This is a genomic window from Ruegeria sp. AK4, assembly GCF_056541025.1.
Genome location: NZ_JBQFXS010000021.1, coordinates 1 through 24,862, shown reverse-complemented (window position 1 = coordinate 24,862; position 24,862 = coordinate 1). Strand labels below are relative to the sequence as shown.

The following is a 24,862-nucleotide window of genomic DNA, read 5'->3' as shown; positions in this document are numbered from 1 at the left end:
GCACGAGAGAACGAGCAGAGTCGGGCGAGTCGCTTAGAAACCAGACAAGCTTTGGCATTCATGCACGACTGCCGACAATCAAATCTACCCGTTAAACCGGCTTCGGCTACACTAAGCTTCCACGCGATCAGCTATAGCAACGATACGGCGCATTTCACGAAGTACCGGTTTCTCGATCAGCTTGCCGTCAATCACAACAAGGCCTGTGCCGGCTTTCTCGAATTCGGAAATGACGTGACGCGCAGTGGTGATTTGTGCGTCCGTCGGCATGAAGACCTCATTCAGTATCGAAATTTGTTTGGGATGCACAGAACCCTTCCCAGCGAAACCTAGGTCTCGCACCAGTTCAGCCTCCTTTCGCATTCCATCCGGATCGTCTAGGTCAAGAAATGGAACGTCGATTACATCAAGCCCGGCAGCTGCAGAGGCGTGAACCACGCGAGATCGAGCATAAATCAAGGACTGAAACTCGTTTTTACATCTAAGCTCGGCAGCCATATCAACGCCCCCAAAAAACATCGCATCGATCCGATCTGAGCTTCGGGCAATCTCGAACGCCGCTTCTAACCCTTCATTTGTTTCAATGATGATGTGCAGCCGTGATGAGTGGCCCGCTTCGCTCAAAAGCTGGTCCAGAATAACGACCTCGTCAGGGGTCCTGACTTTTGGCATCATCAGGGCTGGTGGCGGAGTATTGGTAGATAGGATCGCGTTTACATCCTCGATTCCGAACCGTTCGCGCATGGAATTGATCCGTACAATACGCTCAACGCCGTCGTCGGCTTGCGGGGTTTGGAACAGAGCCAGTGCGTTTTTTCGCGCTTCAGCTTTGTCTTTTGGCGCTATCCCGTCCTCCAACTCGACACAGACGATATCCGCACCGCTTGCCAGCGCCTTAGGGAACATTTCTGGGCGCAAACCCGGTGTAAAAATAAAACTCCGACGCGGGCGGGCGATACGTGCTGTCATCAGAACCTCCCCCAGAACTTCTCTTTGACCTTAGCTTCGCGGAGGCCATCGGATGTAAGTATCTCGAGAGCAGTGCCCGGTTTCCAATGACTACGATCGATCAAACCGATTGCCGCGTTGCAGTCGAAACTATATGCGCGGCATGAAGACGAGATCCGTCCGACAGAACGGCCATCAGCGATCACATCCCAGAATGCGCCCTGAGGCGGCAGCGCATCACCGGCGATCTCGATGGGGCGCAGCTGCCGATCCGGCTCGCGCTTTTCGCGCAGGGCCACCCATCCAAGGCAACCAATGTCGCGCTCTGTTTCGCACAGGCTTCCGAGACCAGCCTCGAATGGCGTCATATCGAAGGTTATATCTGCTAGGAAAGACAGCATTCCCGACTCGATACGCTCGGATTGGTGCGGCGCACCTGCCCGAACATCCAGATCGCGACCAGCTTCCATAAGCTGGTTCCAGATCACATCACCGCCCTCATTGCCCTCGAAATACAGTTCAAAGCCGCCTTGTGTGGAAAACCCTGATCGAGCGAGGATCATCTGCGTACCGTTCACATCCACGCGCATGTGGCGGAAGAACCTAAGATCGCGGATTTCACTGCCCCAAACACGCGAGACCAATTCGTCAGCCTTAGGACCTTGAATTGCCAATGGCGAGACCTCCGGTTCGAAAACCTCCACATTAAGATTCAACGCGGCAGCTATGCCCTTGTAGTAGAGCAATAGATCGCTGTTGGAAATTGAGACCCAAAACCGGTCCTCGTCCAGACGAAGCAGAACTGGATCGTTGGTCATATGACCTTTCCCATCAACAGTGGGAATGTAGAAACATCTATCATGTGTCATCTGGCTGATGTCACGTGGTGTCGACATCTGAATGAGCTTTGAGGCGTCCGGGCCGACCAGCTCAATCTGCCGTTCGCAACCCACATCCCAAAGCTGCACTGCAGATTTCAAGTGGTAGTACTGTTGCTCCGCCTCACCAAAAGTCGAGGGGATCAACGTGTGATTGTAAACCATGTAACCATTGGGATTATGTGCATCACTGCTGGCCCAGAAAGCCGAGCGACGCTCACGCACAGTTAGCGGCATCTGCGATGTTATTTTGGTGGCCACTGTGTTGAGCATGTTTACAGTTCTCCAAAGTCAACATACGACGTGTCAGAGAGGTCGACCTTCGGCCTTGAGTCTCTTGTTCAAAATCTGGCGGACAAAGATACCAGCGCCGTCAGCACCTAATGTGACTTCAAGAAAATCGAGTCCGCGCGGATCCACGCTGATCTGCTTTTGCATGACTTCCAGTAGATGTTTATCCTCGTCGAAAGCGGCAACAATGCTGGCCTTGGTCTTTTCGGCCACATCATCAGTTATTGTTGGCACGTCAAAGGCCGCGCCCCAAAAGTAGTGCGTTTTGCCTCTGACTGAAGGGGTCACAATATGGCAGCCCCGCATCAGAAAATCAGCGCGTGCATCGGGTTCTGGCGTTGGATCATGTACGACCCAGTCCGAAAAAGAGATGGCCAACGAAGGCATCCGCCCCTTTTGCGTGCGCTTGATCGGCTTGTCCTCGGGCAAGCCCATACCCGCACAGAAAAGCGGCGAGAGCGGCGCGAGGTCAAAGTCCTGTTCGTAGCAGACAGTGTCGCCTTCCATGTAGTGATCCGGTGGGGTGACCCAGTCATTCTGCTTGAACGTGTTCTTGTGCAGGAACGCTATGTGCGTCAGATCCATCACGTTCTCGCGTATCAGCACCCAGTTGGCCGCGACTTCATAGTAACCGTCAAGGAACGACCAATTCGGATCGACTTGATAGTCCACCTCGGGCGGATCGCAGTCGATGCTGTCCTGATCGCCCATCCATATCCATATGAAAGCACCTGCTTCGCGCACAGCAAACGAGGGAATCTCGGCCCGTTTGGGCTTCATGTGCTGGGTCGGTGCTTTAGTGCAAAGACCCCCCGAATTGAATTCCATGCCGTGGTAAGGGCAGACAATTTTGTCACCATCGACGTGACCTTCTGACAAAGGGGCCCACCGGTGGGGGCAACGGTCATACAGAGCGGCGGGTGTACCGTCTTCAAGCCTGTAGAGAACTACTGGCGTTTCTAATATCCACCGGGCTAGCGGTTTGCTGGTCACCTCACGACTGTGTGCAGCAACCCACCACATGTTGCGGGGATAGTTATCCTGAAGCATCCCGTTTGGGATACGCTGACCGTTCCGGGTGATGGGTTCGTTTCCGTCCATGTCATCCTCCTGTGGCGCACAACGCTGCGAAGCGCTCGATTTCTTCGGGTTTCATTTGGTAGCTGTGATCGGCGTCGGGAAAGTTTCCGGACCGAACGTCCTCGGCGTATTCAGCGAAGGCCGCAGTGGCGATCTCAGCCAGGTTTGCATACCGTTTTGCGAATTTTGGTTTGAATGTGTCAAAGGCACCAATCAGATCGTAGCCATTCAATAACTGGCAGGTGCCAGCCGATCCTGATCCGATCGAAAAAGTGAAGATTGACACCGCTTCGTCTACGGCTTTCCCGACTTCATAAGGCATTGCCTCAATCTCGAGACCAATGGCTCCTGCCGCTTCAATGGCGCGTGCGTCTTCTAGGATCTCCATCGCGGCCTCTGCCGTCCGCCCCTGTATTTTGAAACCGCCAAACAAATGCACTTTGTGCGGCAAAAGTCCTACGTGGCTCATCACCGGGACGCCCGCATCCGCGACAGCGCTTATGATATGCGCTCCTTCACGACCCACTTGCACCTTGAGTGCATCGGCCCCGCTTTCCTTCATCATCCGAACAGCGTTTTTCACGGCAACGTCTGGCGTCGCATAAGACCCGTAGGGCATCGACACTATACTCATAGTGTTCGGCGCACCCCGTCGTACTGCTTGCGTATGCATGATCATCTGGTCGACCGTTATCGCGAGAGTATTTTCATGCCCGTGAAGTGTCATACCCAGACTGTCGCCAACTCCTACAATGTCCACACCGGCGCGCTCCGCCCAAGTGGCAGTCAGCACCTCACCAACGGCCACCATAACCAGGCGTTCACCTGCAGCTTTCTTGGCCGCGAGGTCAGGAATGGTCAGCCGACTGCGCGCTCCAGACATATCGCCGTCTCCTTCGGTGTCAGGTTTCACACATGCAAGATTAGTTCCACTTGGAACAACTTGCAATGAGCTAACGATTCTGGCAAGCCCGGAGATGCCGGGAAAGGGAAAGCACGCGTGACGCAAGTAAAGCAGGGCAAGGCAGCCGAGGATTTTACCTCGCTTTTTGAAACGATTGGCTTTCCTGAAGCTTACCGGATCACTTATTTGGCCGGTTCAATCGCTGGACCAGCCTATGATGCCATCAAGCGCGATTTTGGAGTCATTCGCGCTGAGTTCGTTCTTCTCGCCTGTCTGGCGCACTTCGATGAAATGAAGGCGCAAGACATCGCAGACATATCGCGCAGGCCGCGCAATACCGTATCCCGAGCTGTTCATCGGATGGTGGCGGAAGGATATATAGAGCGCTCACCTGATGCTGAGGATGGACGACAGGCTCTGCTCAGGATCACACCCGCCGGACGAGCCCTTCAAGACAAGGCCGCGCAATACCTCAAGACAAGACAAGACAGAGTTTTAGCGGTGCTCAGTGCTGATGAGCGCAAAGCTTTTTCGAAAATACTCCTAAAACTGGCAATCAATGTCACGGAGCTGAACGAAGAATAAAGGCTGGAAGGGTCTCCGACTTGTTGATCAAGGTCGGATTGACTTGAAGACGCGCCTCGAAATCGGTCTGACATAAAATTTTGTCGCTAACTTTTGGATGACATCCAAGTTGAACAGATGATGCAAAAGCTTGTCAGGTCGCTGGTTGAACGGCGCTGGTGTCGCGAAACGTCATGCTGTTTGGGCGTATCCTCCGTTCAGACAGCATGAAATCAAGGATATTTCCAGCTTTGTCTACGGCCCGATAGAGGTACATTCATTTAGCGTAAACACGAACGTATGTCTCGTTCATGCGCCGTGAACTCAGTGTTGGGCGTTTCTTCGATTGCGCTCGCGCAGCAACCATCGGTGAATACCTCACAAGCCGAGCTGCCGGCTCAAGGCCATTGACATCCAACCCGCATGACCTGCGAAGCTGCACGTGCAAGCCGACGGATTAAGTGCAGGAGTTGGACATGCGCTATATGCTCAACTGGATTACGCGATGGCTCATCGTGTCTCTCTCGGCGGCGCTGGCCATTGCCTTGTTCCAATCGGGCGACTGGTCCTTTCTGGCCGAATCGACAGACTTCGCCCGCCGCGCCGTCCGCTGGTTCTTAAGCGGGCTTGTTTTCGCAGTCGCCTGGATCTTGTTGGACCATACTCGTCACTTTCTGAACGAGCATTTTTCGCACTTGCCCAAAGGCCAGAAGATAGATCCCGGTGTCAGCAAACTTGTCCTTAGCGTTCTCGCGCGGCAAATCCTGGTCATCGGCCTGTTACTGGTCGCATTCGGGCCGCTTGAGCGTGCAGGTACACGTGGTCTAGTCTGGCTTCTTCAAGATGTGCCCAGCAACAACCCGGAAACGAGAGTTCTGGGATGGTGGGGACCTGCTTTTGCCATCGCTTCAGCAGCATTTATCTTCAGCGCTGCCGTTCTGGGCGGCTTTTCCCGCATCCGGACCTCGGCCCGCATCTATGGCAGAAAGTTTCCTCTGGCCGTGCTCCGCATGCTGCATCTGCGCATGATGGGCCCACCCCGCGATTTCTTTTGGTTCGTACCCATCATCGCCGACCTGCCCATCATCGCCCTGGGCGCATTTCTCTGGGTAGACGCCCCGCATCCAATAGCAGGTGGGATTGCAGCCACCGCCGTGATCTCTGCCAGGGTCTTGATTACGGTCTCTGGTATTCTGCCGCCTGTCTGGGTGTTCTTTGCGGCCTCGCAATACTTCCAGTTCGAAGTCTTTCGCATTCTGCGCCTCAGCTGGGCCCCACGCAATGGCATCGCTCTATTGGACCGTTTTGGCCAATCCCACAGCGCCGTGTATCACAGCGAGCGCCAGATCATGGAGCGGTTCAGTCCGACCATGTCCGCCTTTTACAGGGACCCCACTGCACCAAGGGTGTGGTCGATACGCTCACGCACGCAATACTGGGAGAACGTCGCCTACTACCTCATTCGTATGTGCCCGCTCATCGTCGTGGATTGCCGGGATGGGGATAGCACGCCGGTTGTCCGCGAACTCCGGTCGATCCGGCACTACGGCCTTCTACACCGCACCGTTCTTATCACAAAAAAAGCGGGCGACGTCTCGGACCTGCACGAGATCCTGCGCGAAGAAGGTGAAACAGACTTCGCCGCGCGCGCTTTCACCGAAGAAGATCTGGTTCTGGCGGACTGGCACGAGGACGACTTGAACCTGCCCGGAACAGTTATTTCAACCCGATAGGACACTGCCCGATGGCAACCGCTGTACCAACCCTGGTACCGGCGTTCCGCGCGAAGTCTGCGCGACATGGACGCTAGAGTTGCCTTGCCGCGAGAGGCACTGAAGATGTTGACGCCCCGTAATTCCAGTATGATCAGTAAAACGCTAGCCATGGATTTTGAAAAGTTTGTGATAAACTTGCCCCCCACCCTCTCTACGCGCAAAATTAGTCGTTTTTGCTCACTTCCTTCACAGCATCTCAAAATCGTTATCTATCCCGATAAGTATCGCTTATCAGCAGTGATTGATTTTGCCTGGAAATGGCGCAGAATAGCGCCCATGACACCGCCCACGCCGTACCTCCCCACCGCCTCCCCGGCCCTCTCTGCCGAAGATCAGGAGGCACTGACCGATCTTTATGTGCGTGGCACGCCGGCCAATACGCTGCGGGCCTATGAGCGGGATCTGCTCTACATCACCGCCTGGAAAGCCGCCCGGTTCGATCTGGCGCTGCGCTGGCCGGAAGCGGAAGCGACAGCGCTGGCCTTCATTCTCGATCACGCCCGGGATCTCAACGACGCGCCGCCTGAAGACCGAGCGCGACAGGTGGCAGAGGCGCTGATCGCGCAGGGGCTGCGCAAGTCGCTGGCCTGCCCGGCCCCGTCGACGCTGGACCGGCGCATTGCCTCCTGGCTGGCCTTTCACCGGATGAAGAACCTCGCCTCACCCTTTGACGCCCCGCAGGTCAAACAGGCCCGATCCAAGGCCCGCCGCGCCGCCGCCCGGCCCCCTGCCCCGAAGTCGCAGCACCCGATCACCCGTGACATTCTCGAGCAACTGCTGGCCACCTGCCCGGGCTCGCGCCGGGATTGCCGCGACCGGGCGATCCTGATGCTGGGCTGGGCCAGCGGTGGCCGGCGGCGATCCGAGATCACCGGGCTAAGGCGCGATGACGTCTCGCTGAAAGAGTTCGACAAAAGCGGCGTGGTCTGGCTGTCTCTGCTGGAAACCAAGACCACAAGCAAGGGCGAGACGCCCCGCCTGGTGCTCAAGGGCCGCGCCGCACAGGCGCTGGTGCATTGGATCGAGGTGGGTCAGATCAGTGATGGCCCCCTCTTCCGCCCCGTCTCCAAAGCCGACCGGGTGCTGAAACGCGGCCTGACCCCGGATGCGATCGCACAGATCGTCAAACACCGGTTGAAACTGGCGGGGCTGCCCGAGGGGTTTGCCTCGCCCCACGGGCTGCGCTCGGGCTTCCTGACGCAAGCGGCGCTGGACGGGGCCCCGATCCAGGCCGCCATGCGCCTCTCGCTGCACCGCTCTCTTGCGCAGGCGCAGAAATATTACGACGATGTCGATATCGCCGAAAACCCGGCGACCGTTCTGTTGGGGTGAGCATTCACTGAGTGATCAAAGAAATCCCAGCCTGACAGATAGGCTGGCTTTCGCACTTATGTCTTGCCCCCTGCCGCATCCGTTAACGTGGCCAGTGCGGAAACATGACGCGGCAGATCACAACGGGAATGCAGGATATCGACTATGATCACGCTATCCGGCTGGTCCAGGTAGACCAGAAAGTGCTCCCCTGCCCGCACATATCTGAGATCTACCGACTCCTCGACCAATAGAGAACAGCTGCGGCTGGCCACCCTACCCTCGGCGATGGCCTGGCAGCGCGCTATCAGTTCTTGTTCATAAAGATCGGCTTGATGCGGTCCAAACTTGTCGATGGTCCATCGGGCAATATCTACCAGGCTGGCTTCGGCGCGGCGTGTCAGTCGAAAGGGTCTGGTCACGCTTCGGTTCGTGCCCTTGCAAAGGCACGACGGATCGCATCCGAACCGTTGCCCTCTGCCAGATCTCCAGCCTGAGCCTGGGCCACACCATCCTGCAGGCCTTGTTTGAGAGATACCAGGCCCGCTTCTTCCCGCTCCAAAAGACGAAGGCCGGCGCGCAACGCTTCACTGGCGTTCTGATAGCGACCGGACGCAACCAGATTCTGCACCAGTTGATCCTGCGATTCAGTAAGTACGACATTGCGTGTTACCATGACTTAAGCCTCCTCTATGGCAATATATGCCAACGAGACTGTGGGTTCAACGATTGAGGACATAGCCCAAGTAGTTTAGTCGAGCTCGTCTCATTTCTGAGTAGCACTATAGCAAGCTGGTTTCTCTTGATTGGGAAGAAGATGAGTTTTGTTCCACTACGCCTCCAAGGACGGACGAACGTGTTTTGAAACGGCGCCTCAACCCGGATGCGATTTATCAGATCACACGTATCAATCCATGGACTGCGGTCAGAGTTTGTGACCCAGTGGCCTCTGAGGGCCCTTGAGCCAATCCGCCATGCGATTGTCACCGCACCGCTCCATGCCACAAGAGCAGAAACACCATGACGACAATGGTGTCGCCGAAGGCCGAGCGAACGCCTTAAAAATGGAGAAGAAACATTGGTTCAATTGATCTGCAGCATCAGTTTTTGTACTGTCACGGGATAATACCTCAAAGACCAACTCCAGCGAAAACAGAACCACATCGGTATCTAGATGGCGCAGAGAATCTGTTATTCGAAAGCCATCCGCCCTGCCCTATCACGTCAATAAAATAGTCGACGGTTGTCAGGAAAATCCGCGCATTCAATATTGGAGCGACGTGAAGCATCGCATTCGATTAGTTACTTTTCTGAAGATTCGATAAGATGTGAACACTTTGCTGGGCTTGAAATTAGGCTTTGCTGGTCTCAAAGAAGCAACATTGCACTTAAGGTCAGGCATCCTTCAAAATACCGACTCGGAGACTGAATTCTTATCGGTTCCATGCAACCTCTAAGCGCTTCTCAAGCGCTCAGCAGAGGTGTGAGTTAACAGCTGTTAACTTCAGGACGCTTGTGCAGGTCTCGCAGCGACCCACAAGTTATTGATTTTTCTCTTGACATGAATCGGATTACGAGTGCCTAAATGTACTCAAGTTGCGCAACCATACAAAAATGAGCAGGAAAACTGCAACTATGCTACAGACAACACCAATTGCTGCGACGACGCAGTCTCACGTTACACGTGAAATTTCCGATCGTCTACAAGTTGCACTGACGACCCACTTGACTCAGGCGTATTCTCCTGAGCTGTCAAAGACCCTCCGCCTCTTCAGTGCGACAGAGGTCGCCGACCTGTTCGGCACAACCGGGCAATTCTTGCGAAAAGGCCATGCTGAGGGCTCTCTTCCAGAGCCGGAAGTCAACAAAAACGGCCGGCGTTTTTATTCCGGCGCCGAAATCAAAACGATGCGTCAGATTCTTGAAGGCAGCTCGAGAAAGCCCGGCAAGTATCTCCCCGGCCGTCGTGACAACGATCGGCTTCAAGTCATTCAACTCATGAACTTCAAGGGTGGCAGTGCAAAGTCCACCTCGGCCATTCACCTATGTCACTATCTTGCGCTTCAAGGTTATCGCGTTCTGGCTATCGACCTTGACCCACAGGGTAGCTTGACCGGTTTTTGTGGAATTCAGCCAGAGATAGAGTTTGAAGGAAATTCTATCTATGATGCTTTGCGCTATGAGGATCCGGTCCCAATGTCCGAGTGTATTCGGGCCACATACTTTCCCGGCCTGGATCTTTCCCCCGCTCAGTTGATCCTGTCTGAGTTTGAAACGGAAACCGCTGTCTACGCCCGAAAAGGTGTCCCCTTCTATAATCGGCTCGCCAATGCAATCGAGACGGTGGAGTCAGACTATGATGTGATCATTATCGATAGCCCGCCTTCTTTGGGCTTCCTGACGCTGGCGGGGTTATTCGCGGCAACGTCTGTCATCGTGCCGCTGACACCGAGCATGTTGGACGTAGCCTCTACGCAGCAGTTTCTTGAAATGACTTCGGCATATCTGGAAGAGTTTGAAAACTCAGGAATTCCGATCGTCCATGACAATTTCCGGTTCCTCATAACACGGGACGACCCCTCAGACACACCATCTCAGCAAATTGTTAGCTTAATGCGGGCGTTGTTTCAGGATCGAGTAATCGGTGCAACTGCTCTGCGAAGCACTGCCATTGCTGATGCCGCGATGCTGAAAATGACAATGTACGAAGTCGTTCGATCGGAAATGACGAGATCGACCTATGACCGCGCCCGATCAAGTATGGATGCCGTTGGGCACGAAGTATCAAACATGATTCAAACCGCATGGGGCCGTTGAAATGGCACTTAAACAAAACAAGACCAGCATGGCTGCAGCAATTGCAGCGGCAGCCGGAAACCCGCCAATTCAACCCAAGAAAACGGAACGCGCCAATGCGGCACTTCCACGCGGGACGATCGCATCGGTCCGTGTTGGAGCTGGAGGCATCCAAGACATCGATACAACACTCATTTTGCCGTGGGGTCCAAAAGATAGGCTTGGGATCGAGTTAACACCTGTTAACTCCAATTCGGAATCGAACGTTGATTCAGCTGTTCTGGAACTTGCAGAAAGCATCAAGGACGCAGGAGGCCAACAAGTTCCCGTCCTGTTGCGTCCTTCTGAGGAAGTCGACGGTCACTTCGAGGTCATCTACGGCCGCCGTCGCATCTTAGCTTGTCAGTATCTAGACCAGCCTGTTCGCGCGCTGGTAAGGACACTTGATGATAAGGAAGCGCTTCAGGCTAAGGGTTTGGAGAACTCTTCCCGGGTTGACCTCAGCTATTACGAGAGGGCCCGGTTCGCGCGCGAAATTTTAAACCAGGGATATGACCGCTCGGAAGCGATCACAGCTCTAGCGATTTCTAAGAACACGCTATCGCAGTTGGAACGAGTCACAAACGATATTCCGGACGATCTCGGGGATATGATTGGCCCGGCACCGAAATCCGGACGACCCAAGTGGACAGCACTCGCCGACGCCTTGCGGAAAGGGGTGATAACAGCGGACAAGGCTAAAAAGCTCTTGGAGACGCTCAGCGTTGCTAATTCAGACGATCGGTTAAACGGGCTTCTAAGCATTTTGAAACCCAAGAAAGAAGCACAAGAAATCCGACCGGCGCCCGACGTTGTTATCAAGACAAGCAATTCGGCCGTGAACATGACGATCATAAGGGCAGGGGACAATGAAGCCTACACCAGTTGGCTTTCGGACAACCTTGGACAAATCATTCAAGATTCCTACGAGCGCTTCAAAGAAAGCGCCGAGGAGTAAGCGAGTTAACATCTGTTAACTCTACATGAGGCAACGAGCAAAAAAGGAGAAAAGCAAAAAGAAACCCCCGAAACCTGAGGCTCCGAGGGCTGAGAACCAACTAGTGGTTATAGATTAGACACCTAAACCCTAACAGCCCGCGAATCACGACACAATAAAAAACGCCTCTGGGTGAACAGGTTTTCTTTATCTGCTGACAAAATCTTATGAAAACACTAACAGCATTGGCTCCGAGCGGAGCAACCTTGTCGGGAACGGCAGGGCAGGGGGCTACTATGCCCAAAAAATGGAACCTTCTTCGCGCCGTTGAAGAGGCCAGAGAAACTCTTGGGCTAAAATCCACATCTCTCAATGTTCTGAGGGCAATGATTTCCTTTATGAGCGGGGATCAGATTGCTGCGGATCAGGATGAACATCACATTTGTTTCGCCTCCAACGCGGCAATCGCCAAACGAACTCATGTCAGCGTACAGACTGTTGAGCGCCATATCTCGACGCTGGTTGAGCTTGGACTTATCCGTCGCGTCATGAGCGCAAATGGTAAACGTTGGGCGCGCCGGGACCGACAGGGCAGGGTGGTTACCGCAACTGGACTGTCCCTTATGCCCTTGTCTGAAAGGTATGCCGAGTTAATCCAGGAAGCCCAGAGGCATGCTGATCGCGCTCTCGAGTTCACTTTACTCCGCGACAAAGTTTCGGCCGCTCTGGCTAACCTCAGAAGACTCGTAGCAGACGACACGGCGATTTCAGATTTGATGGCCACCGTACGCAATGCTCTGCGTCGCAAACCAGATGCAAATGTACTAGGCAACCTCCTGGCGGAAATCTCTGCGGAAATCTCCCAGATAACACAAGCAGATACAGAAAATTTGACGGCCAATGACCATGAAATTGAGGGGCACAAAGAGTACTCTTTGAATCCGATAGTTAAGAAAGAAGAACATTCTCAGATTCAAGTTTCTCCAGATCAAATGGAGCGCAACTTTCCACGCTTGTGCTCCGAACTCCGCTTCGCCCGGGATCAGCCGCATTGTGACCGTCTTATGGACGAAATCGCCGAATACCTACGACTTGGTCAGACTTGGTATGCTATGAAATCGACACATGGCCCAGCTCTCCGTTTCATGGTTTTAGGATATATTTTCCAACGAGCGGAGAACATAAAATCTCACCAGGCCTATTTTATTTCTCTGACGTCAAAGATCGATCGGGGAGACATGCAGCCAACCGCATTGTTGGTGCAAAACTCAAAATAACCACGGACGAGCAGGCCGTACTTATGAATTCACATCTCGCTTATGAGTTCAGCGCAACAGAAGAAGTACATCCCATCGTTCTATTGTAAATAGAATGCGGATGTATTACATTGTACTACACAGCGGAAACCGGTGATTGCGATGAGAACCAGCCCATATTCAATCCGTCTTGATGAAGACTTGAGAAAGTCTCTGGAACGAGAAGCTGCGATAGAAGATCGGCCGCCTGCGCAGCTCGCTGTTCGAGCAATTAGAATGATGTTGGAATCCAAGGCCGCAAAGCGAGCAGCCATTGATGCAGCTGTAGAAAAAGCAGATCTAGGTAAGTTCATCACGGCAGACGAAATGAATGCCTGGATAGACAGCTGGGATACCGAGAATGAGCTCTCTGCTCCGGTCGCAAGCGGGCAATCCAATAGCCAATGAAAATTGTATTTCTCGAAGATACGGCCCGGGACATTCAATGGTTCCGCTACTACTACACGTCAGTTTTTCTTGAAGGCAGCGAAAGGGCACGAGCACAGCTCAAAGCCATTCAGCTTACTCTTGCAGCAAACCCGTATGCAGGTCACCCAAGTGACACACGCCAAGACGTACGAGAGCTTTCAGTACCGCGAACCCCATTTACGCTAATCTATCGTGTAATGCCCACTCAGATAGAAATTCTGCGTCTTTGGGATACCCGGCAGGGCGCAGACTATTAAAACCCGGAGTCTAAACTGGCGGCATCAGCCGGGCAGGCTAGGGGGTAAGAAATCGAACTTATTCTGCTATTCGACCTCTAGTTTCTGCACAGAGGGCGAATCTTGACTGTTGTCAGTACCGCTTCCGAATAGCCCAAAGTCCAGTTGTTTTCGGTAAAATGGGCGGGAAGCAGTCATTCGCTGCACGTGCAATGGAAACCTTTCTTCGGGGGGAAGCGGGCGTTGGATTTCGTCCAATGCACGGGGGTGTTGCATTTAGACGCTAGAGAATTCGCCAATACCAGCAGTCGGCTTTCCTAGAAGATGCTGTTTTTCTGTCTCAAATCTGAGCGTCCCGAAATCTCACAATTTGAACTTTCCGGGGAAAAGTCCGCACAAGAAACGTCTGATAAGATCAACAGAGCGTCGTCGTGAAAAACCCTGCATATCCGTTAGGTAATTGACCCACATACCCTCCAGCAAAGCCAGCGTTCCGGCGGTGGCATCGTCCACCAAGTTTGGGTCACGCTCGTTTTTGTGAGCTATCTCCTTAAACGCAAGCCGCAAGGTCTCGACAAGTTTTTGATCCTGAGTGCTGCTGTAACGGGCGATGCCAGCATGCGAGCTCGCGATGCCTCGGAATGCATGCCAGATTTTTGTACTTCTTGGATTGAGCAGAGTTTCGGACAGATCCGCCTCAATCACAGCCATCACTCGGTCTTCGGGCGATGCATCCGAGCCCAGACCGGTCAATCTGTCCATCTCGGCATAGTATTGGGCACTGAAATGCTGGGCCGCTGCCGTCAGCAAATTGTCCTTCCCCCCGAAATGCAAGTGGATCATTCCGCGTGATAACCCAGAACGCTCGCAGATGCGGCTGACCGTCGTATCGGTAACTCCAATATCCGCGATAGTGTCCAGAGTCGCCTTGATCAAAAGCTGTTTATTCGCCTCTGGATCACGCTTCGATCCGCGCTTTTTTCCTTTGATGTTATCCATTTTTTTCAATATTTACAACCACTTGGAGGCATTCCGCAGGTCTATCTCACAGGAATATTGACACGAAAGGCAGTTCTGGCGCAACATTTAATGGACGATCGTCCATTAGTGACTCACGAAAATCGAGAAAGGAGGTTGGGTGATCTTTCGTAGCGAAGCGTCCCGGGGTTATACCCTCAGCGCACCAGCCACGGCCTATGTGGGCTTTCTGGTGGCGGCGCCATTGTTGATCTTGATCGCCTATTCATTCTGGACCCAAACCTACGTAACGCTCGAAAAGACCCCGACGCTGAAAAACTATCGCGACGCGTTTGCTGACCCGTTGGTTCGACACCTGATGCTCAGGTCGATCTGGATTGCCGGAGCTGTTACAGCGGTTACCGTCGCACTGGCTTATCCCATTGCATATTTTATCGCGATGAAGGCACGGAAAAAGACAATCTGGCTCCTTCTAATTACCATTCCGTTTTGGTCCAGCTATCTACTGCGCGTTTTTGCCTGGAAGCTCATTCTGGGGTTCAATGGTGTCATGAATTCCGCACTTATGGCGCTTGGTCTGATAAGCGAACCGCTCGACTTCTTGCTCTACAACGAATTCGCAGTCGTGTTAACACTTGCTCATGCCTGGGCGCCCTTTGCGATCCTGCCGATCTACGTCTCCTTGCAAAAAATCGATCCAAGTCTGTTGGAGGCCGCAACCGATCTTGGAAACAGCCCCTTTCAACGTTTCATGCGGGTAACGCTGCCGCTGACGGTGCCGGGAATTATTGCCGCTTGCCTGATCATCTTCATCCCCACGGTCGGTGACTATGTTACCCCCGCACTGGTCGGCGGGTCGGACGGGAAGATGATCGCCAACCTTATTCAAGTGCAGTTTGGGGCCGCCAACAATTGGCCCCTCGGCGCCACGCTGTCACTGATCGCGATGCTGTCGGTTGGCTTCGTCGCCATAGTGTTTGTCATTGTCGCCACCCGGCTTGGGAGGCGTATCAGATGAAACGTCCTTCAACCCTGACAGCCTACGCTTTCCTGTATTTGGTTTTCCTTTATCTGCCGGTCCTTTTCCTACCCTTGTTCTCGTTCAACAGCGGTACAATCGTTGCCTTTCCGATCAAGGGCTGGACACTGGACTGGTATCGGAAACTAGGCGAGCAGGATACGTTGATCCAAGCCCTTTGGAATTCGCTTTGTGTCGGCACGGTCGTCGCAATTTTATCCACGGCAATGGGGCTTTTTGCTGCTCGCGCCTTTGTTCGCTATCGTTTTCGGGGTCAGCGTGCGGCTGAAGGACTGGTGATGCTGCCTTTGGTTATACCGGGCATTATCGTGGCCTCATCAATGCTGGTCCTTTTTTTGTTTATCGGTCTCAAGCCGTCTTTGCTGACCGTTATTCTGGGCCATACGTTCCTCGCCTTGCCGTTTTCCGTTTCTATCCTGAAGTCTGCCTTTGATGACTTTGACATGTCGCTAGAAGAGGCATCTTACGATCTGGGCGTCGGCGTGTTCGAAACCTTCCGCCGCGTGACGTTGCCGGTCGTTTCCCCCGGTATCGTAGCGAGTATGCTGGTCACTTTTACGGTCAGCTTCGACGAATTCGTCCTGGCCTTTTTCCTGTCCGGCAACCAGCCAACCCTGCCGGTCTATATTTGGAGCCAGATTCGTTTCCCCGCCAAACTTCCAAACGTTTTAGCTTTGGGCTCTATCCTGCTGCTAACCTCGGTTCTGCTTTTGGTGCTGGCCGAGTATTTCCGCCGCCGCTCATCCGCATCAGAGGTCCAATGACAGACGGTAACATCATAGAACTCAGGGGCGTCGAGAAACGCTATGGCACATTCCTAGCGGCTAGTGGGATCAATCTCGATCTCAAAGAGGGCGAGTTTTTCTCGCTACTTGGCCCATCGGGATGCGGCAAGACCACGGTATTGCGGATGATCGCGGGCTTCCAGGAACCGACCGAGGGCACCGTGCTGATCGATGGCCAGGATATGGAAGGTGTCCCTGCCAACAACCGCCCAACAAACATGGTCTTTCAAAGCTACGCCATCTTCCCGCACTTGAACGTCGGGAACAACGTGGCCTATGGATTACGGGGAAAGGCCTCCAAGGCTGAGATCGACCAGCGCGTAGCCGAAGCCCTAGAAATGGTCGAGCTTGGAGGTCTTCAGGGTCGCGGCGCAAGCGAATTGTCGGGCGGGCAGCGGCAAAGGGTGGCGCTCGCCCGTGCGCTGATCATGCGACCCAAAGTTTTGTTGCTGGACGAGCCGTTGTCAGCGCTCGACAAGAAGTTGCGCGAACAGATGCAGTTTGAAATGCGCAATTTGCAGCAATCGCTCGGCATCACCTTTGTGATGGTCACACACGACCAATATGAGGCGATGACCATGTCCGATCGTATTGGCGTGATGTTCAACGGACGGCTAAAGCAGGTGGATACACCAACCACGCTATATGCCCGTCCTTGTGATCAGCAAGTGGCCAGTTTCATCGGTGAGATGAACATACTGCCTGCCCGGTTGTTGGGTGAAACCGGAGATATGTTGTCGATTGATGCGGCCGCCTTCGGGCGGATTGAGATCGAGAGAAATCCCAACGTTGTGACCAGTTCTCAAGACATGAACATCGGTATTCGCCCAGAACAATTGGAAATCGCTGCTCAAAGACCTGAAGACTACCCATCAACGGTTCAGGGCACTGTCAGCAACGTCGCATTCTATGGCGAGAACATTCACTACCACATTATGGTAGCAGGAGCTGATGAACCAATCTCGGTCTCAGTTCCAAACTATTTTCACACGGTCGATTTCAAAAGCGGCGACGCAGTTTGGCTGGGGCTTCAGGGGGCAAGCGTGATCGATCTTGGTACAGACACTAAGTGAAACAGCGGGAGGATAGAATGAGACTTCAGGGAATTGCGGCCTTCGCATGCGCGACGGCAATAAGTACAGGAAGTGCCACAGCAAGTGGCGCTGATCTAACGGTTTTTGACTGGTCGGGATATGAAGATCCCGGGTTCTTTGCCAGCTACATGGAAAAGTACGGGAATGAGGCGCCAAGCTATTCCTATTTTGGAAGTCAGGAGGAAGCCTTTACGAAACTAAGTTCGGGTTTCACAGCTGATCTGGCGCATCCTTGTTCCGACGCGGTCAGGAAATGGGTCGCAGCCGATCTGATCCAGCCGCTCGATGAAAGCAAACTGACCAATTGGGCCGATGTGTTGCCCGAGATCAAGGAAGTCGACGCCATTGTTTTGGACGGCCAGCTTTATATGTTGCCGTTCGAGTGGGGGAATACGGGTCTTATCTATCGCACTGACAAAATCTCCGCGGACGATATCTCGCTGCAATTGTTGGCGGACCCGGCGTATGCAGGCAAGATCGCTGTCCCGGATGCCGCATCATCCGCATATGCGCTGGCGGCGCTGGCTACTGGAAATGCAGACGACTACACCAACCTGAGCGATGAGCAGTTTAAGGAAGCGTCTGACTTCCTGCGCTCGATCCACCCGAACATGCGCTTTTACTGGTCCGATGCGGGTCAGTTTGACCAAGCCATGACCAGTGGTGAGATCGAATTGGGTTGGGCCTGGAACCAGTCCGAGCTGAACCTGATCTGGAATGAGGTGCCTGCGGCAATGATGCGAGACGTCGACAAAGGTATCGCGACCTGGGCGTGCGGTTACGTGCATCTGAAATCTTCCACCACACCAGTCGATCAGGTCTATGATCTGTTGAACGCACTTACTGACCCTGCCAGTGGTCAGTACATCATCGACAACTGGGGGTACCCGCATTCCAATGCAAAAGCGTTCGAAGCTGCCGATCAGGCCAACATCGAAGCTTATGGTTTCTCCGATCCCAAAAGCTTCTTTGAGGGTAGTTTGTTCTTCGATGCGGTGAACCCCGAGCTTGAGGCAAAAATGCTGGCGGAATTTGAACGGATCAAAGCCGGCTTCTAATACAACCACATTTCCGGGGCCATTGGGCTCCGGATCCCAAATACAGGAAGACGCGTGAACATGTCGAACGCGAACCCATATGCTTTGCTCTTGGAACCGGTTAAGATCGGGCCAGTCACAGCTAGGAACCGCTTCTATCAAGTGCCCCACTGCACCGGACTGGGGCATCTCCGCCCACGGGCGGATGCAGCCGTGCGTGGGATGAAGGCAGAAGGCGGGTGGGCGGTGGTTTCCAATCAGGAAACCGAAATCCACCCGACCTCAGACCTGTCTCCTTATGCCGAAGGACGGCTATGGGACGGGCGCGATGTGCCTGCGTTGCGGCTGATGACGGATGCGGTACATGCGCATGGGGCGCTGGCGGCCATCCAGCTGGTGCACAATGGCAATCATGCGCAAAACTTGCTGACCCGCGCTCCGGTTCTTGCACCTTCCGAGATGTCCGTCGACACGACGCATCCCAAGCAGGCGCGGGCCATGGATAAGGCCGATATACGGGAATTCCGCCGCTGGCACCGCGAGGCCGCCTTGCGCGCGAAAGACGCCGGATTTGACATCATTTACGTCTATGCCGGACACAATATGACATTGGCGCAGCATTTCATGTTGCCCCATATGAACCAGCGTAGCGATGAATACGGTGGGTCGCTTGAAAACCGTGTGCGTTTGACGCGCGAATTGCTGGAAGACACTCACGAAGCTGTAGGCGACAGTTGTGCCGTGGCATTCCGCTTTGCAATTGACGAGATGATGGGCGCCGGCGGCATGCAGGTCGCCGAAGAAGGCCGAGCCGTGGTCGAGCTTTTGTCCGACCTCCCGGATCTGTGGGATGTGAATGTAGCCGACTGGTCTAATGACAGTGCCACGACCCGTTTTCAGCCTGAGGACGGGTATCAGAACGCGTTTCTATCGCATGTCAAACAGGTCACACGTAAACCCGTGGTCGGTGTCGGTCGCCTGACGTCCCCCGATATGATGTTGTCGATGGTCAAAAAGGGAATTGTAGACCTCATCGGAGCCGCGCGACCTTCCATCGCAGACCCGTTCATTCCGAAAAAGATTGAAGAGGGCCGCATTGACGAAATCCGCGAATGCATCGGCTGTAACATCTGCGTCTCATCCGACAATCTGGGCGTCCCGATCCGCTGCACTCAAAACCCGACAATGGGCGAGGAATGGCGCCGCGGCTGGCACCCCGAGATCATCGCGCCGAAAAAGAGCAACGCGGATACTTTGGTTATTGGCGGTGGCCCTGCCGGTCTTGAATGCGCCACGCAATTGGCAAGGCGAGGATATCAGGTGACCTTGGCCGAAGCGGCTGCTGAATTTGGTGGACGTGTTGCAAAGGAAAGCAAACTTCCCGGCCTCGCAGCTTGGTCCCGCGTCGTCGACTATCGCCTGAATGATCTGAAGCAGCGTGGCAACGTCCAATTGTTCACCGACAGCAGGCTTGATGGCGATCAGGTGGCAGAGCTTGGCGTCGAACACGTTTTTGTGGCCACTGGCAGCGATTGGCGCTCTGATGGGGTGGGGCGCAGCACGCAACGCAATATACCGCAGATTGAGCAAAGCACCAAAGTGCTGACGCCTGATGACATCATGAACGGTCTTCTGCCTCCGGATGGCCCGGTGATGATCTATGATGATGACCACATCTATTTGGCAGGAGTGATCGCCGAAAAACTGGCGACCGCCGGATACCAAGTGGTCTTTGTCACGCCGGAGAGTTTGGTCTCAGCTTACGCCGTCAATACTTTGGAGCAGCCTCGTATTCAGGCCCGTCTGATTGAGCTTGGCATCGACATTCGCTGCAATCAGGTGCTGACGGCGGTTGAAGGTGAAATGGCACGCATCGGTTGTGCTTTTACAAGTCGCGAAACAGATATTCCTTGTGCCTCGACAATTCTGGTCACTGAACGCCAGCGTGAGACAGCGCTTTATGACCGCTTGCGCGGGCTTGGGTTGAAGACCCTCGAACTTATTGGCGATGCCGCGTCTCCGGGACTGATTGTGGACGCAGTCTTCGCGGGCCACCGCGCCGCCCGCGATTTTGAACGCCCCAAGGCCGAAGCAGACCAAGTTTGGTTTCGCCGCGAGATAATCGATTTGGAGGAAATGAGATGAACAGCCGACCGTTTGAGTTGGATGCGTTAATAGCTTCGCACCAGTACGGCCACGCCCTGCCGCGTGATTTCTATACCTCGCAAGACATCTATAACTATGACATTGCTCAAGTCTGGAACCGCAACTGGCTTTGGGTAGGGCATGTCAGCCAAATCCCAAACGCCGGAGACTACTTCCTGTTCGACTACGGCCCGGAGAGCATCATCATTGTTCGCGACCGCGATGGTGATGTTCGCGCCCACCTGAATGTCTGCCGCCATCGAGGATCTCGCGTCTGCACTGAACAGTCCGGCAACGCCCGTGTTCTTGTTTGCCCATATCACGCCTGGACATATGAGCCATCGGGAAAACTTCGCGCAAGCCACAATATGGGGGAACATTTTGACCCGTCCAAATTCGGGCTCTTTTCCGTTCAGGTGAGTGTCTTCAAAGGCCTGATCTTTGTCTGTGCCGATGCTGATACACCAGCGCTTGATCCTGTCCTTACTCAACTTTTGCCACTTGTCGAGCCCTATGGCTTTGACGATCTGAAAGTAGCGCATACGGCGTCATTTCCCGTTCCAGCGAATTGGAAACTAGCAGTGGAGAACTATCTGGAATGCTACCACTGCGGGCCAGCGCACAAAGAGTATTCTCGTTCCCATAGTCTGAAATCGCCGAAAGACATGGTTGGTTTGATCGAACCGCTAAAGGCAAGGGCTGTGGAAATCGGGCTGTCACCTGATGAATTGGCACTTGTCGGCGACGCTGCACCCACCCCGTTCACCAGCGGGTACTATCGGCGCTATCCGCTTTATCCGGGCTATAAAACCGGCAGCAAATCGGGCGAGTCGCTTGCGCCATTGCTTGGAACGTTGAAGGGTTTCGATGGCGGTGCAACTGACTTTGACATTGGTCCATTAAATTGGTTCCTAATCTATTCGGATCACATGGTCGGCTACCGTTTCATTCCACGCGGCCTGCAAGAAACCGACATTCAGGTGGTCTGGCTGGTTCGCGCGAACGCCGAAGAAGGCCAAGACTACAACAAAGATGACCTGACCTGGCTTTGGCATGTCACATCTTTGGATGACGAACGCATCATTCGCCACAACCAGTCCGGCGTAAATTCTCAATACTTCCAACCAGGCCCCTTGGGCGAAATGGAAACGTCGATCCAGGACTTTTATGACTTCTATTTCACCATGATCAGCCCGGAACCAGAACAAAGGATGGCCGGTAATGGTTGAGGCAAAATCACGCCGTCGCGGTGGCGGCGGGCGGGCCGCGCGCATAAAAGTTCAACAGGCGACAACGGGCAATGAGGCCGTACGTGGGGGCCTAAGTGGCGGACGCTACAAACCGTTGAACCAAGCAGATATGGAAAACATCCACCAAGCGGCGTTAACCGTTCTGGAAAACACCGGCGTTACCGACCATTTCCCGGAATTGCTAGATCTGGTTCTGCCTAAGGGCGCGGTGATGAATGACCTCAATCGACTGTGCTTCCCCCGCGCCCTGATGGAAGACATCCTGGCTGGTGCTGCCAGGGAATTTTACGTCTATGCACGAGGAGAGCGTGAAGGCAAAGACGACATGCATTGCTCGGCGACAAGTGTTTATTTCGCCAACTCTGGCACCGCCGTCACAACCTTCGATTCCGAGACCAAGTCCTATCGTCCATCGGTTCTGCGCGACGTTTATGATTTCACTCGCCTGGTGGACCGCTTGGACAACATCCATATGCTGGGCGACACGGTTTTGGCCACCGATGTGACCGATGATTTCGCCCACGATATGAACACTATATATGCAATGCTCGCAGGTAGCCAAAAGCCTGCCTGCCTGACCTTTCGCGACCGCAGTCATATCCCGCACGCCATTCGCATGTTTGATCTCGCCCAGGGTGGTGAAGGGACTTTCATGAAAAAGCCAAGCGTCATCTTTGGCGGCTGCCCAATGGTTTCGCCCCTGCGGATCGGCAAGGAAAATATGGAGATCCTGATTGATACCGCCAAACTTGGCCTGACTGTCGATCTGGCTGTGCCTCCTCAGGCTGGGGCCACAGCCCCCGCGACGCTTGCGGGAACATTGGTGCAAACCGTGGCCGAAACGCTGGCCTGTGTTGCTATCGTGAACCTCATCCAACCAGGCTGTCCGATCTGCTTTGCAGCGTGGCCCTTCATCACTGACTTGCGCAGCGGGTCGTTCACCGGCGGCAGCGGCGAACAGGCTCTCATCGGGGCGGCAGCCATTCAGATGGGCAATTTCTATGGCCTTCCCACATCCGTTGGCGCAGGCATGACCGATGCCAAAATACCCGATGCGCAGTACGGGCTGGAAAAGGCACTGACCTTCGCGCTTGCTGCTCATGCTGGTGCAAATCGTCTATGCGAGTTCGGGGGGATGATCGGCAGCCTGATGGGGTGCAGTTTTGAAAGCATGGTCATCGATGACGAAGCGGGTGGCATGATCCTGCGATCGTTACGCGGGATAGAGGTCACAGATGAAACCATGGCGGTAGATGTGATCCATCAGTGTGCCATCGACCCTGGCCATTTTCTCGGCACCCCACACACGCTGAACTATATGAACACCGAATTTGTCTACCCTCGGCTTATGGATCGTGAGCGCACAGATACATGGGAAAACGAAGGCAAAACAGACTTACTGGACCGCGCCCGTGACAAGGCAAATTCTATTCTAAACAGTCATTTCCCTAACTACTTCGGCGCTTCGGACACTCAGGTGCGCGAAGAATTCCCCATTGTAATGAGCACAGAAAGCATGGCCCACCATGGACAACTCTAACGCCAAGCAATGGGACAACGATCACTTCCTGCACCCGTGGGAAGGGATGGAAGCTTTGGGCAAAAACAACCGTATTTTTGTCGAAAGTGCCAGCGGCATCCATGTGGTGAACGAAAAAGGCGAGCGCTTGATCGACGGACCGGGCGGCATGTGGTGCACCCAGATCGGTTATGGGCGAGAGGAGATGGCCGAGGCCATGGCTGAGCAAGCTCGGAGTCTTGCCTATTTCTCGCCTTTCAACAACACCAACTCGACTGCCACGCGGTTCGCACGCGAAATCGCCAAACGTGCGCCTGGCGATTTGAACAATGTCTTTTTTACCACCGGCGGTTCCACCGCGGTGGATACGGCTATCCGATTTGTCCATTTTCGAAACAACCTTTTGGGTCGACCCGAGAAGAAGAAAATCATTTCCAGGCAAAAAGCCTATCATGGAAGCACATACTTGGCGGCGAGCGTCAGTGGAAAAGAGCGTGACCGGCTTTGGCTCGACAAGGCCGATGACCTTGCACATTTCCTGCCAGACGTGAATCCGCTCTACCGTGCACCTGGTCAAAGCGAAGAGAGCTTTCTGAAAGAGAAAGTTTCCGATCTTGAAAACGCCATTTTGGCGATTGGCCCAGAAAATGTTGCCGCTTTTATCGCCGAACCGGTTCTGGCATCTGGTGGCGTGATAGTGCCGCCAAAGGGATATCACCAAGGCTGCCTAAACATCTGCAAGAAGTATGATGTTCTGTATATCTCCGACGAAGTGGTGACAGCTTTTGGGCGATTGGGCCATTGGTTTTCCTCAGAGGCTATTTTCGGCATTCAACCAGACATAATCACTTGCGCCAAAGGTATGACCTCTGGGTATGCGCCGATGGGTGCCGCGATTATCTCTGACCGATTGATCGCAGACGTTACAGGAAAAGATGCTACCTTCTCAAATGGCTACACCTATTCTGGCCACCCGGTTAGCGTGGCCGCCGGACTGAAAAGCATGGAGATCATTGAACGGGAAGAGCTTCTTGAACACGTTCGAATAGTCGCTCCGGTTTTTCAGGATCAGCTGCAGCATTTGCGACAGATTGATATCGTCGCCGATGTGCGCGGGATGGGGTTGATGGGATGCGTACAATGCTCAGTCGATGGTGATCCCCGGAGCGATCTGGGATGCGACTACGAGATTGGCGGCCAGATCGATATAGAATGCCAAAAACGTGGGTTATTAGTTCGACCTGTTATCAACATGTGTGTTCTTTCACCGCCCCTTATCATCAGCGAAAGTGAAATTGAGCAGATGTTTTCTATCTTGCGCAAAGGGCTTGAAGCGACACGAACGTGGCTTGGCGGAATCAGTGAACAATGAAGAGCTTGCGCCACTGTTGTGGATGTCCGCAGACCGGGATGCCACTGCAGCATTTGTATTCCGTCCTAAATGTCCTGTGTGGGTGGCGCCTGCATTGCAAGTGTTTTCTGCGTTGATAGCGGCGGTCCGTCAGTACTGTCGTGTGTTTGGCCTGTTCACG

23 protein-coding genes and 1 pseudogene are annotated in these 24,862 nt (G+C 54.0%); 16 read left to right on the top strand and 8 right to left on the bottom strand.

Annotated features, from left to right (window positions below):
• Positions 1-111: 111 nt before the first annotated feature.
• The 4 genes from ACR0EZ_RS21900 to panB are packed head-to-tail and all read right to left on the bottom strand — an operon-like array spanning position 112 to position 4,080.
• On the bottom strand, positions 112-969 hold the full coding sequence (locus tag ACR0EZ_RS21900) for an HpcH/HpaI aldolase/citrate lyase family protein (protein ID WP_480616913.1): 858 nt from the start codon (positions 967-969) through the stop codon (positions 112-114).
• Positions 969-2,099 (bottom strand): dimethylsulfoniopropionate demethylase, encoded by a 1,131-nt coding sequence (locus ACR0EZ_RS21895; protein WP_480616911.1) that lies wholly within the window; start codon positions 2,097-2,099, stop codon positions 969-971. Before ACR0EZ_RS21895 ends, ACR0EZ_RS21900 begins: the two co-directional genes overlap by 1 nt.
• 33 nt (positions 2,100-2,132) lie before the next feature.
• A complete protein-coding gene (locus ACR0EZ_RS21890; protein WP_480616909.1) occupies positions 2,133-3,218 on the bottom strand; it encodes a Rieske 2Fe-2S domain-containing protein in 1,086 nt (361 codons plus the stop codon).
• Between the two features lies 1 nt (position 3,219).
• Positions 3,220-4,080, bottom strand: coding sequence for a 3-methyl-2-oxobutanoate hydroxymethyltransferase (panB, locus tag ACR0EZ_RS21885; protein ID WP_480616907.1), 861 nt, complete (start codon positions 4,078-4,080; stop codon positions 3,220-3,222).
• 117 nt (positions 4,081-4,197) lie between these two features.
• Here panB and ACR0EZ_RS21880 point away from each other — a divergent pair, with 117 nt between their 5' ends.
• Positions 4,198-4,686, top strand: a complete 489-nt coding sequence (locus ACR0EZ_RS21880; protein ID WP_480616905.1) for a MarR family winged helix-turn-helix transcriptional regulator — start codon at positions 4,198-4,200, stop codon at positions 4,684-4,686.
• A gap of 190 nt (positions 4,687-4,876) precedes the next feature.
• Here ACR0EZ_RS21880 and ACR0EZ_RS21875 read toward each other — a convergent pair.
• Positions 4,877-5,035 (bottom strand): annotated as a pseudogene (locus ACR0EZ_RS21875) (DDE-type integrase/transposase/recombinase); the annotation flags it as partial.
• Between the two features lie 106 nt (positions 5,036-5,141).
• Between ACR0EZ_RS21875 and ACR0EZ_RS21870 the strand changes: the two are divergent.
• Together ACR0EZ_RS21870 and ACR0EZ_RS21865 are read left to right on the top strand one after the other, a co-directional pair.
• Entirely contained in the window at positions 5,142-6,398 is a 1,257-nt protein-coding gene (locus ACR0EZ_RS21870; protein WP_480616903.1) for a hypothetical protein, read from the top strand.
• A 318-nt stretch (positions 6,399-6,716) separates the two neighbouring features.
• Positions 6,717-7,772 carry a tyrosine-type recombinase/integrase gene (locus ACR0EZ_RS21865; protein WP_480616901.1) on the top strand — a complete coding sequence of 352 codons (1,056 nt, stop codon included), beginning with the start codon at positions 6,717-6,719 and terminating at the stop codon, positions 7,770-7,772.
• Between the two features lie 56 nt (positions 7,773-7,828).
• Here the strand turns inward: ACR0EZ_RS21865 and ACR0EZ_RS21860 are convergent, their stop codons facing one another.
• Complete coding sequence (locus ACR0EZ_RS21860) at positions 7,829-8,173, bottom strand: type II toxin-antitoxin system RelE/ParE family toxin (protein ID WP_480616899.1); 345 nt, start codon at positions 8,171-8,173, stop codon at positions 7,829-7,831.
• Entirely contained in the window at positions 8,170-8,427 is a 258-nt protein-coding gene (locus tag ACR0EZ_RS21855) for a type II toxin-antitoxin system ParD family antitoxin (protein WP_480616897.1), read from the bottom strand. Before ACR0EZ_RS21855 ends, ACR0EZ_RS21860 begins: the two co-directional genes overlap by 4 nt.
• Before the next feature lie 959 nt (positions 8,428-9,386).
• On the opposite strand from ACR0EZ_RS21855, the gene repA reads away from it, so the two are divergent.
• From repA to ACR0EZ_RS21830, 5 genes are all read left to right on the top strand, one after another.
• A complete protein-coding gene (gene repA / locus ACR0EZ_RS21850) occupies positions 9,387-10,568 on the top strand; it encodes a plasmid partitioning protein RepA (RefSeq protein WP_480616895.1) in 1,182 nt (393 codons plus the stop codon).
• Position 10,569: 1 nt separating this feature from the next.
• Positions 10,570-11,544 (top strand): ParB/RepB/Spo0J family partition protein, encoded by a 975-nt coding sequence (locus ACR0EZ_RS21845; protein WP_480616894.1) that lies wholly within the window; start codon positions 10,570-10,572, stop codon positions 11,542-11,544.
• Positions 11,545-11,750: 206 nt separating this feature from the next.
• Entirely contained in the window at positions 11,751-12,800 is a 1,050-nt protein-coding gene (locus tag ACR0EZ_RS21840) for a helix-turn-helix domain-containing protein (protein ID WP_480616892.1), read from the top strand.
• A 141-nt stretch (positions 12,801-12,941) separates the two neighbouring features.
• Entirely contained in the window at positions 12,942-13,226 is a 285-nt protein-coding gene (locus tag ACR0EZ_RS21835; protein WP_480472954.1) for a CopG family ribbon-helix-helix protein, read from the top strand.
• On the top strand, positions 13,223-13,504 hold the full coding sequence (locus ACR0EZ_RS21830; protein ID WP_480616890.1) for a type II toxin-antitoxin system RelE/ParE family toxin: 282 nt from the start codon (positions 13,223-13,225) through the stop codon (positions 13,502-13,504). Before ACR0EZ_RS21835 ends, ACR0EZ_RS21830 begins: the two co-directional genes overlap by 4 nt.
• A 342-nt stretch (positions 13,505-13,846) precedes the next feature.
• Here ACR0EZ_RS21830 and ACR0EZ_RS21825 read toward each other — a convergent pair whose 3' ends face one another.
• On the bottom strand, positions 13,847-14,482 hold the full coding sequence (locus ACR0EZ_RS21825) for a TetR family transcriptional regulator C-terminal domain-containing protein (RefSeq protein WP_480616888.1): 636 nt from the start codon (positions 14,480-14,482) through the stop codon (positions 13,847-13,849).
• A 139-nt stretch (positions 14,483-14,621) separates the two neighbouring features.
• Between ACR0EZ_RS21825 and ACR0EZ_RS21820 the strand changes: the two genes are divergently transcribed.
• The 8 genes from ACR0EZ_RS21820 to ACR0EZ_RS21785 are packed head-to-tail and all read left to right on the top strand — an operon-like array spanning position 14,622 to position 24,702.
• Positions 14,622-15,479 (top strand): ABC transporter permease, encoded by an 858-nt coding sequence (locus ACR0EZ_RS21820; protein ID WP_480616886.1) that lies wholly within the window; start codon positions 14,622-14,624, stop codon positions 15,477-15,479.
• Positions 15,476-16,264, top strand: coding sequence for an ABC transporter permease (locus ACR0EZ_RS21815; RefSeq protein WP_480616884.1), 789 nt, complete (start codon positions 15,476-15,478; stop codon positions 16,262-16,264). Before ACR0EZ_RS21820 ends, ACR0EZ_RS21815 begins: the two co-directional genes overlap by 4 nt.
• Entirely contained in the window at positions 16,261-17,358 is a 1,098-nt protein-coding gene (locus ACR0EZ_RS21810; protein WP_480616883.1) for an ABC transporter ATP-binding protein, read from the top strand. The genes ACR0EZ_RS21815 and ACR0EZ_RS21810 overlap by 4 nt, the downstream gene beginning before the upstream one ends.
• Entirely contained in the window at positions 17,355-18,437 is a 1,083-nt protein-coding gene (locus ACR0EZ_RS21805; RefSeq protein ID WP_480616881.1) for an ABC transporter substrate-binding protein, read from the top strand. The genes ACR0EZ_RS21810 and ACR0EZ_RS21805 overlap by 4 nt, the downstream gene beginning before the upstream one ends.
• Before the next feature lie 60 nt (positions 18,438-18,497).
• Positions 18,498-20,561: an oxidoreductase gene (locus ACR0EZ_RS21800; RefSeq protein ID WP_480616879.1), complete on the top strand. Its 2,064-nt coding sequence runs from the start codon at positions 18,498-18,500 to the stop codon at positions 20,559-20,561.
• Positions 20,558-21,790: an aromatic ring-hydroxylating oxygenase subunit alpha gene (locus tag ACR0EZ_RS21795; protein WP_480616878.1), complete on the top strand. Its 1,233-nt coding sequence runs from the start codon at positions 20,558-20,560 to the stop codon at positions 21,788-21,790. The genes ACR0EZ_RS21800 and ACR0EZ_RS21795 overlap by 4 nt, the downstream gene beginning before the upstream one ends.
• Complete coding sequence (locus ACR0EZ_RS21790; protein WP_480616876.1) at positions 21,783-23,351, top strand: trimethylamine methyltransferase family protein; 1,569 nt, start codon at positions 21,783-21,785, stop codon at positions 23,349-23,351. The genes ACR0EZ_RS21795 and ACR0EZ_RS21790 overlap by 8 nt, the downstream gene beginning before the upstream one ends.
• On the top strand, positions 23,338-24,702 hold the full coding sequence (locus ACR0EZ_RS21785) for an aminotransferase (RefSeq protein WP_480616875.1): 1,365 nt from the start codon (positions 23,338-23,340) through the stop codon (positions 24,700-24,702). The genes ACR0EZ_RS21790 and ACR0EZ_RS21785 overlap by 14 nt, the downstream gene beginning before the upstream one ends.
• The last annotated feature ends 160 nt before the right edge of the window (positions 24,703-24,862 follow it).

Excerpts from the sequence above, each read along its gene's own strand:
- ACR0EZ_RS21900 (WP_480616913.1), bottom strand. The coding sequence starts at position 969 with ATGACAGCACGTATCGCCCGCCCGCGTCGGAGTTTTATTTTTACACCG.
- ACR0EZ_RS21895 (WP_480616911.1), bottom strand. The coding sequence starts at position 2,099 with ATGCTCAACACAGTGGCCACCAAAATAACATCGCAGATGCCGCTAACT.
- ACR0EZ_RS21890 (WP_480616909.1), bottom strand. The coding sequence starts at position 3,218 with ATGGACGGAAACGAACCCATCACCCGGAACGGTCAGCGTATCCCAAAC.
- panB (WP_480616907.1), bottom strand. The coding sequence starts at position 4,080 with ATGTCTGGAGCGCGCAGTCGGCTGACCATTCCTGACCTCGCGGCCAAG.
- ACR0EZ_RS21870 (WP_480616903.1), top strand. The coding sequence starts at position 5,142 with ATGCGCTATATGCTCAACTGGATTACGCGATGGCTCATCGTGTCTCTC.
- ACR0EZ_RS21865 (WP_480616901.1), top strand. The coding sequence starts at position 6,717 with ATGACACCGCCCACGCCGTACCTCCCCACCGCCTCCCCGGCCCTCTCT.
- ACR0EZ_RS21855 (WP_480616897.1), bottom strand. The coding sequence starts at position 8,427 with ATGGTAACACGCAATGTCGTACTTACTGAATCGCAGGATCAACTGGTG.
- repA (WP_480616895.1), top strand. The coding sequence starts at position 9,387 with ATGCTACAGACAACACCAATTGCTGCGACGACGCAGTCTCACGTTACA.
- ACR0EZ_RS21845 (WP_480616894.1), top strand. The coding sequence starts at position 10,570 with ATGGCACTTAAACAAAACAAGACCAGCATGGCTGCAGCAATTGCAGCG.
- ACR0EZ_RS21840 (WP_480616892.1), top strand. The coding sequence starts at position 11,751 with ATGAAAACACTAACAGCATTGGCTCCGAGCGGAGCAACCTTGTCGGGA.
- ACR0EZ_RS21835 (WP_480472954.1), top strand. The coding sequence starts at position 12,942 with ATGAGAACCAGCCCATATTCAATCCGTCTTGATGAAGACTTGAGAAAG.
- ACR0EZ_RS21830 (WP_480616890.1), top strand. The coding sequence starts at position 13,223 with ATGAAAATTGTATTTCTCGAAGATACGGCCCGGGACATTCAATGGTTC.
- ACR0EZ_RS21825 (WP_480616888.1), bottom strand. The coding sequence starts at position 14,482 with ATGGATAACATCAAAGGAAAAAAGCGCGGATCGAAGCGTGATCCAGAG.
- ACR0EZ_RS21815 (WP_480616884.1), top strand. The coding sequence starts at position 15,476 with ATGAAACGTCCTTCAACCCTGACAGCCTACGCTTTCCTGTATTTGGTT.
- ACR0EZ_RS21810 (WP_480616883.1), top strand. The coding sequence starts at position 16,261 with ATGACAGACGGTAACATCATAGAACTCAGGGGCGTCGAGAAACGCTAT.
- ACR0EZ_RS21800 (WP_480616879.1), top strand. The coding sequence starts at position 18,498 with ATGTCGAACGCGAACCCATATGCTTTGCTCTTGGAACCGGTTAAGATC.
- ACR0EZ_RS21795 (WP_480616878.1), top strand. The coding sequence starts at position 20,558 with ATGAACAGCCGACCGTTTGAGTTGGATGCGTTAATAGCTTCGCACCAG.
- ACR0EZ_RS21790 (WP_480616876.1), top strand. The coding sequence starts at position 21,783 with ATGGTTGAGGCAAAATCACGCCGTCGCGGTGGCGGCGGGCGGGCCGCG.
- ACR0EZ_RS21785 (WP_480616875.1), top strand. The coding sequence starts at position 23,338 with ATGGACAACTCTAACGCCAAGCAATGGGACAACGATCACTTCCTGCAC.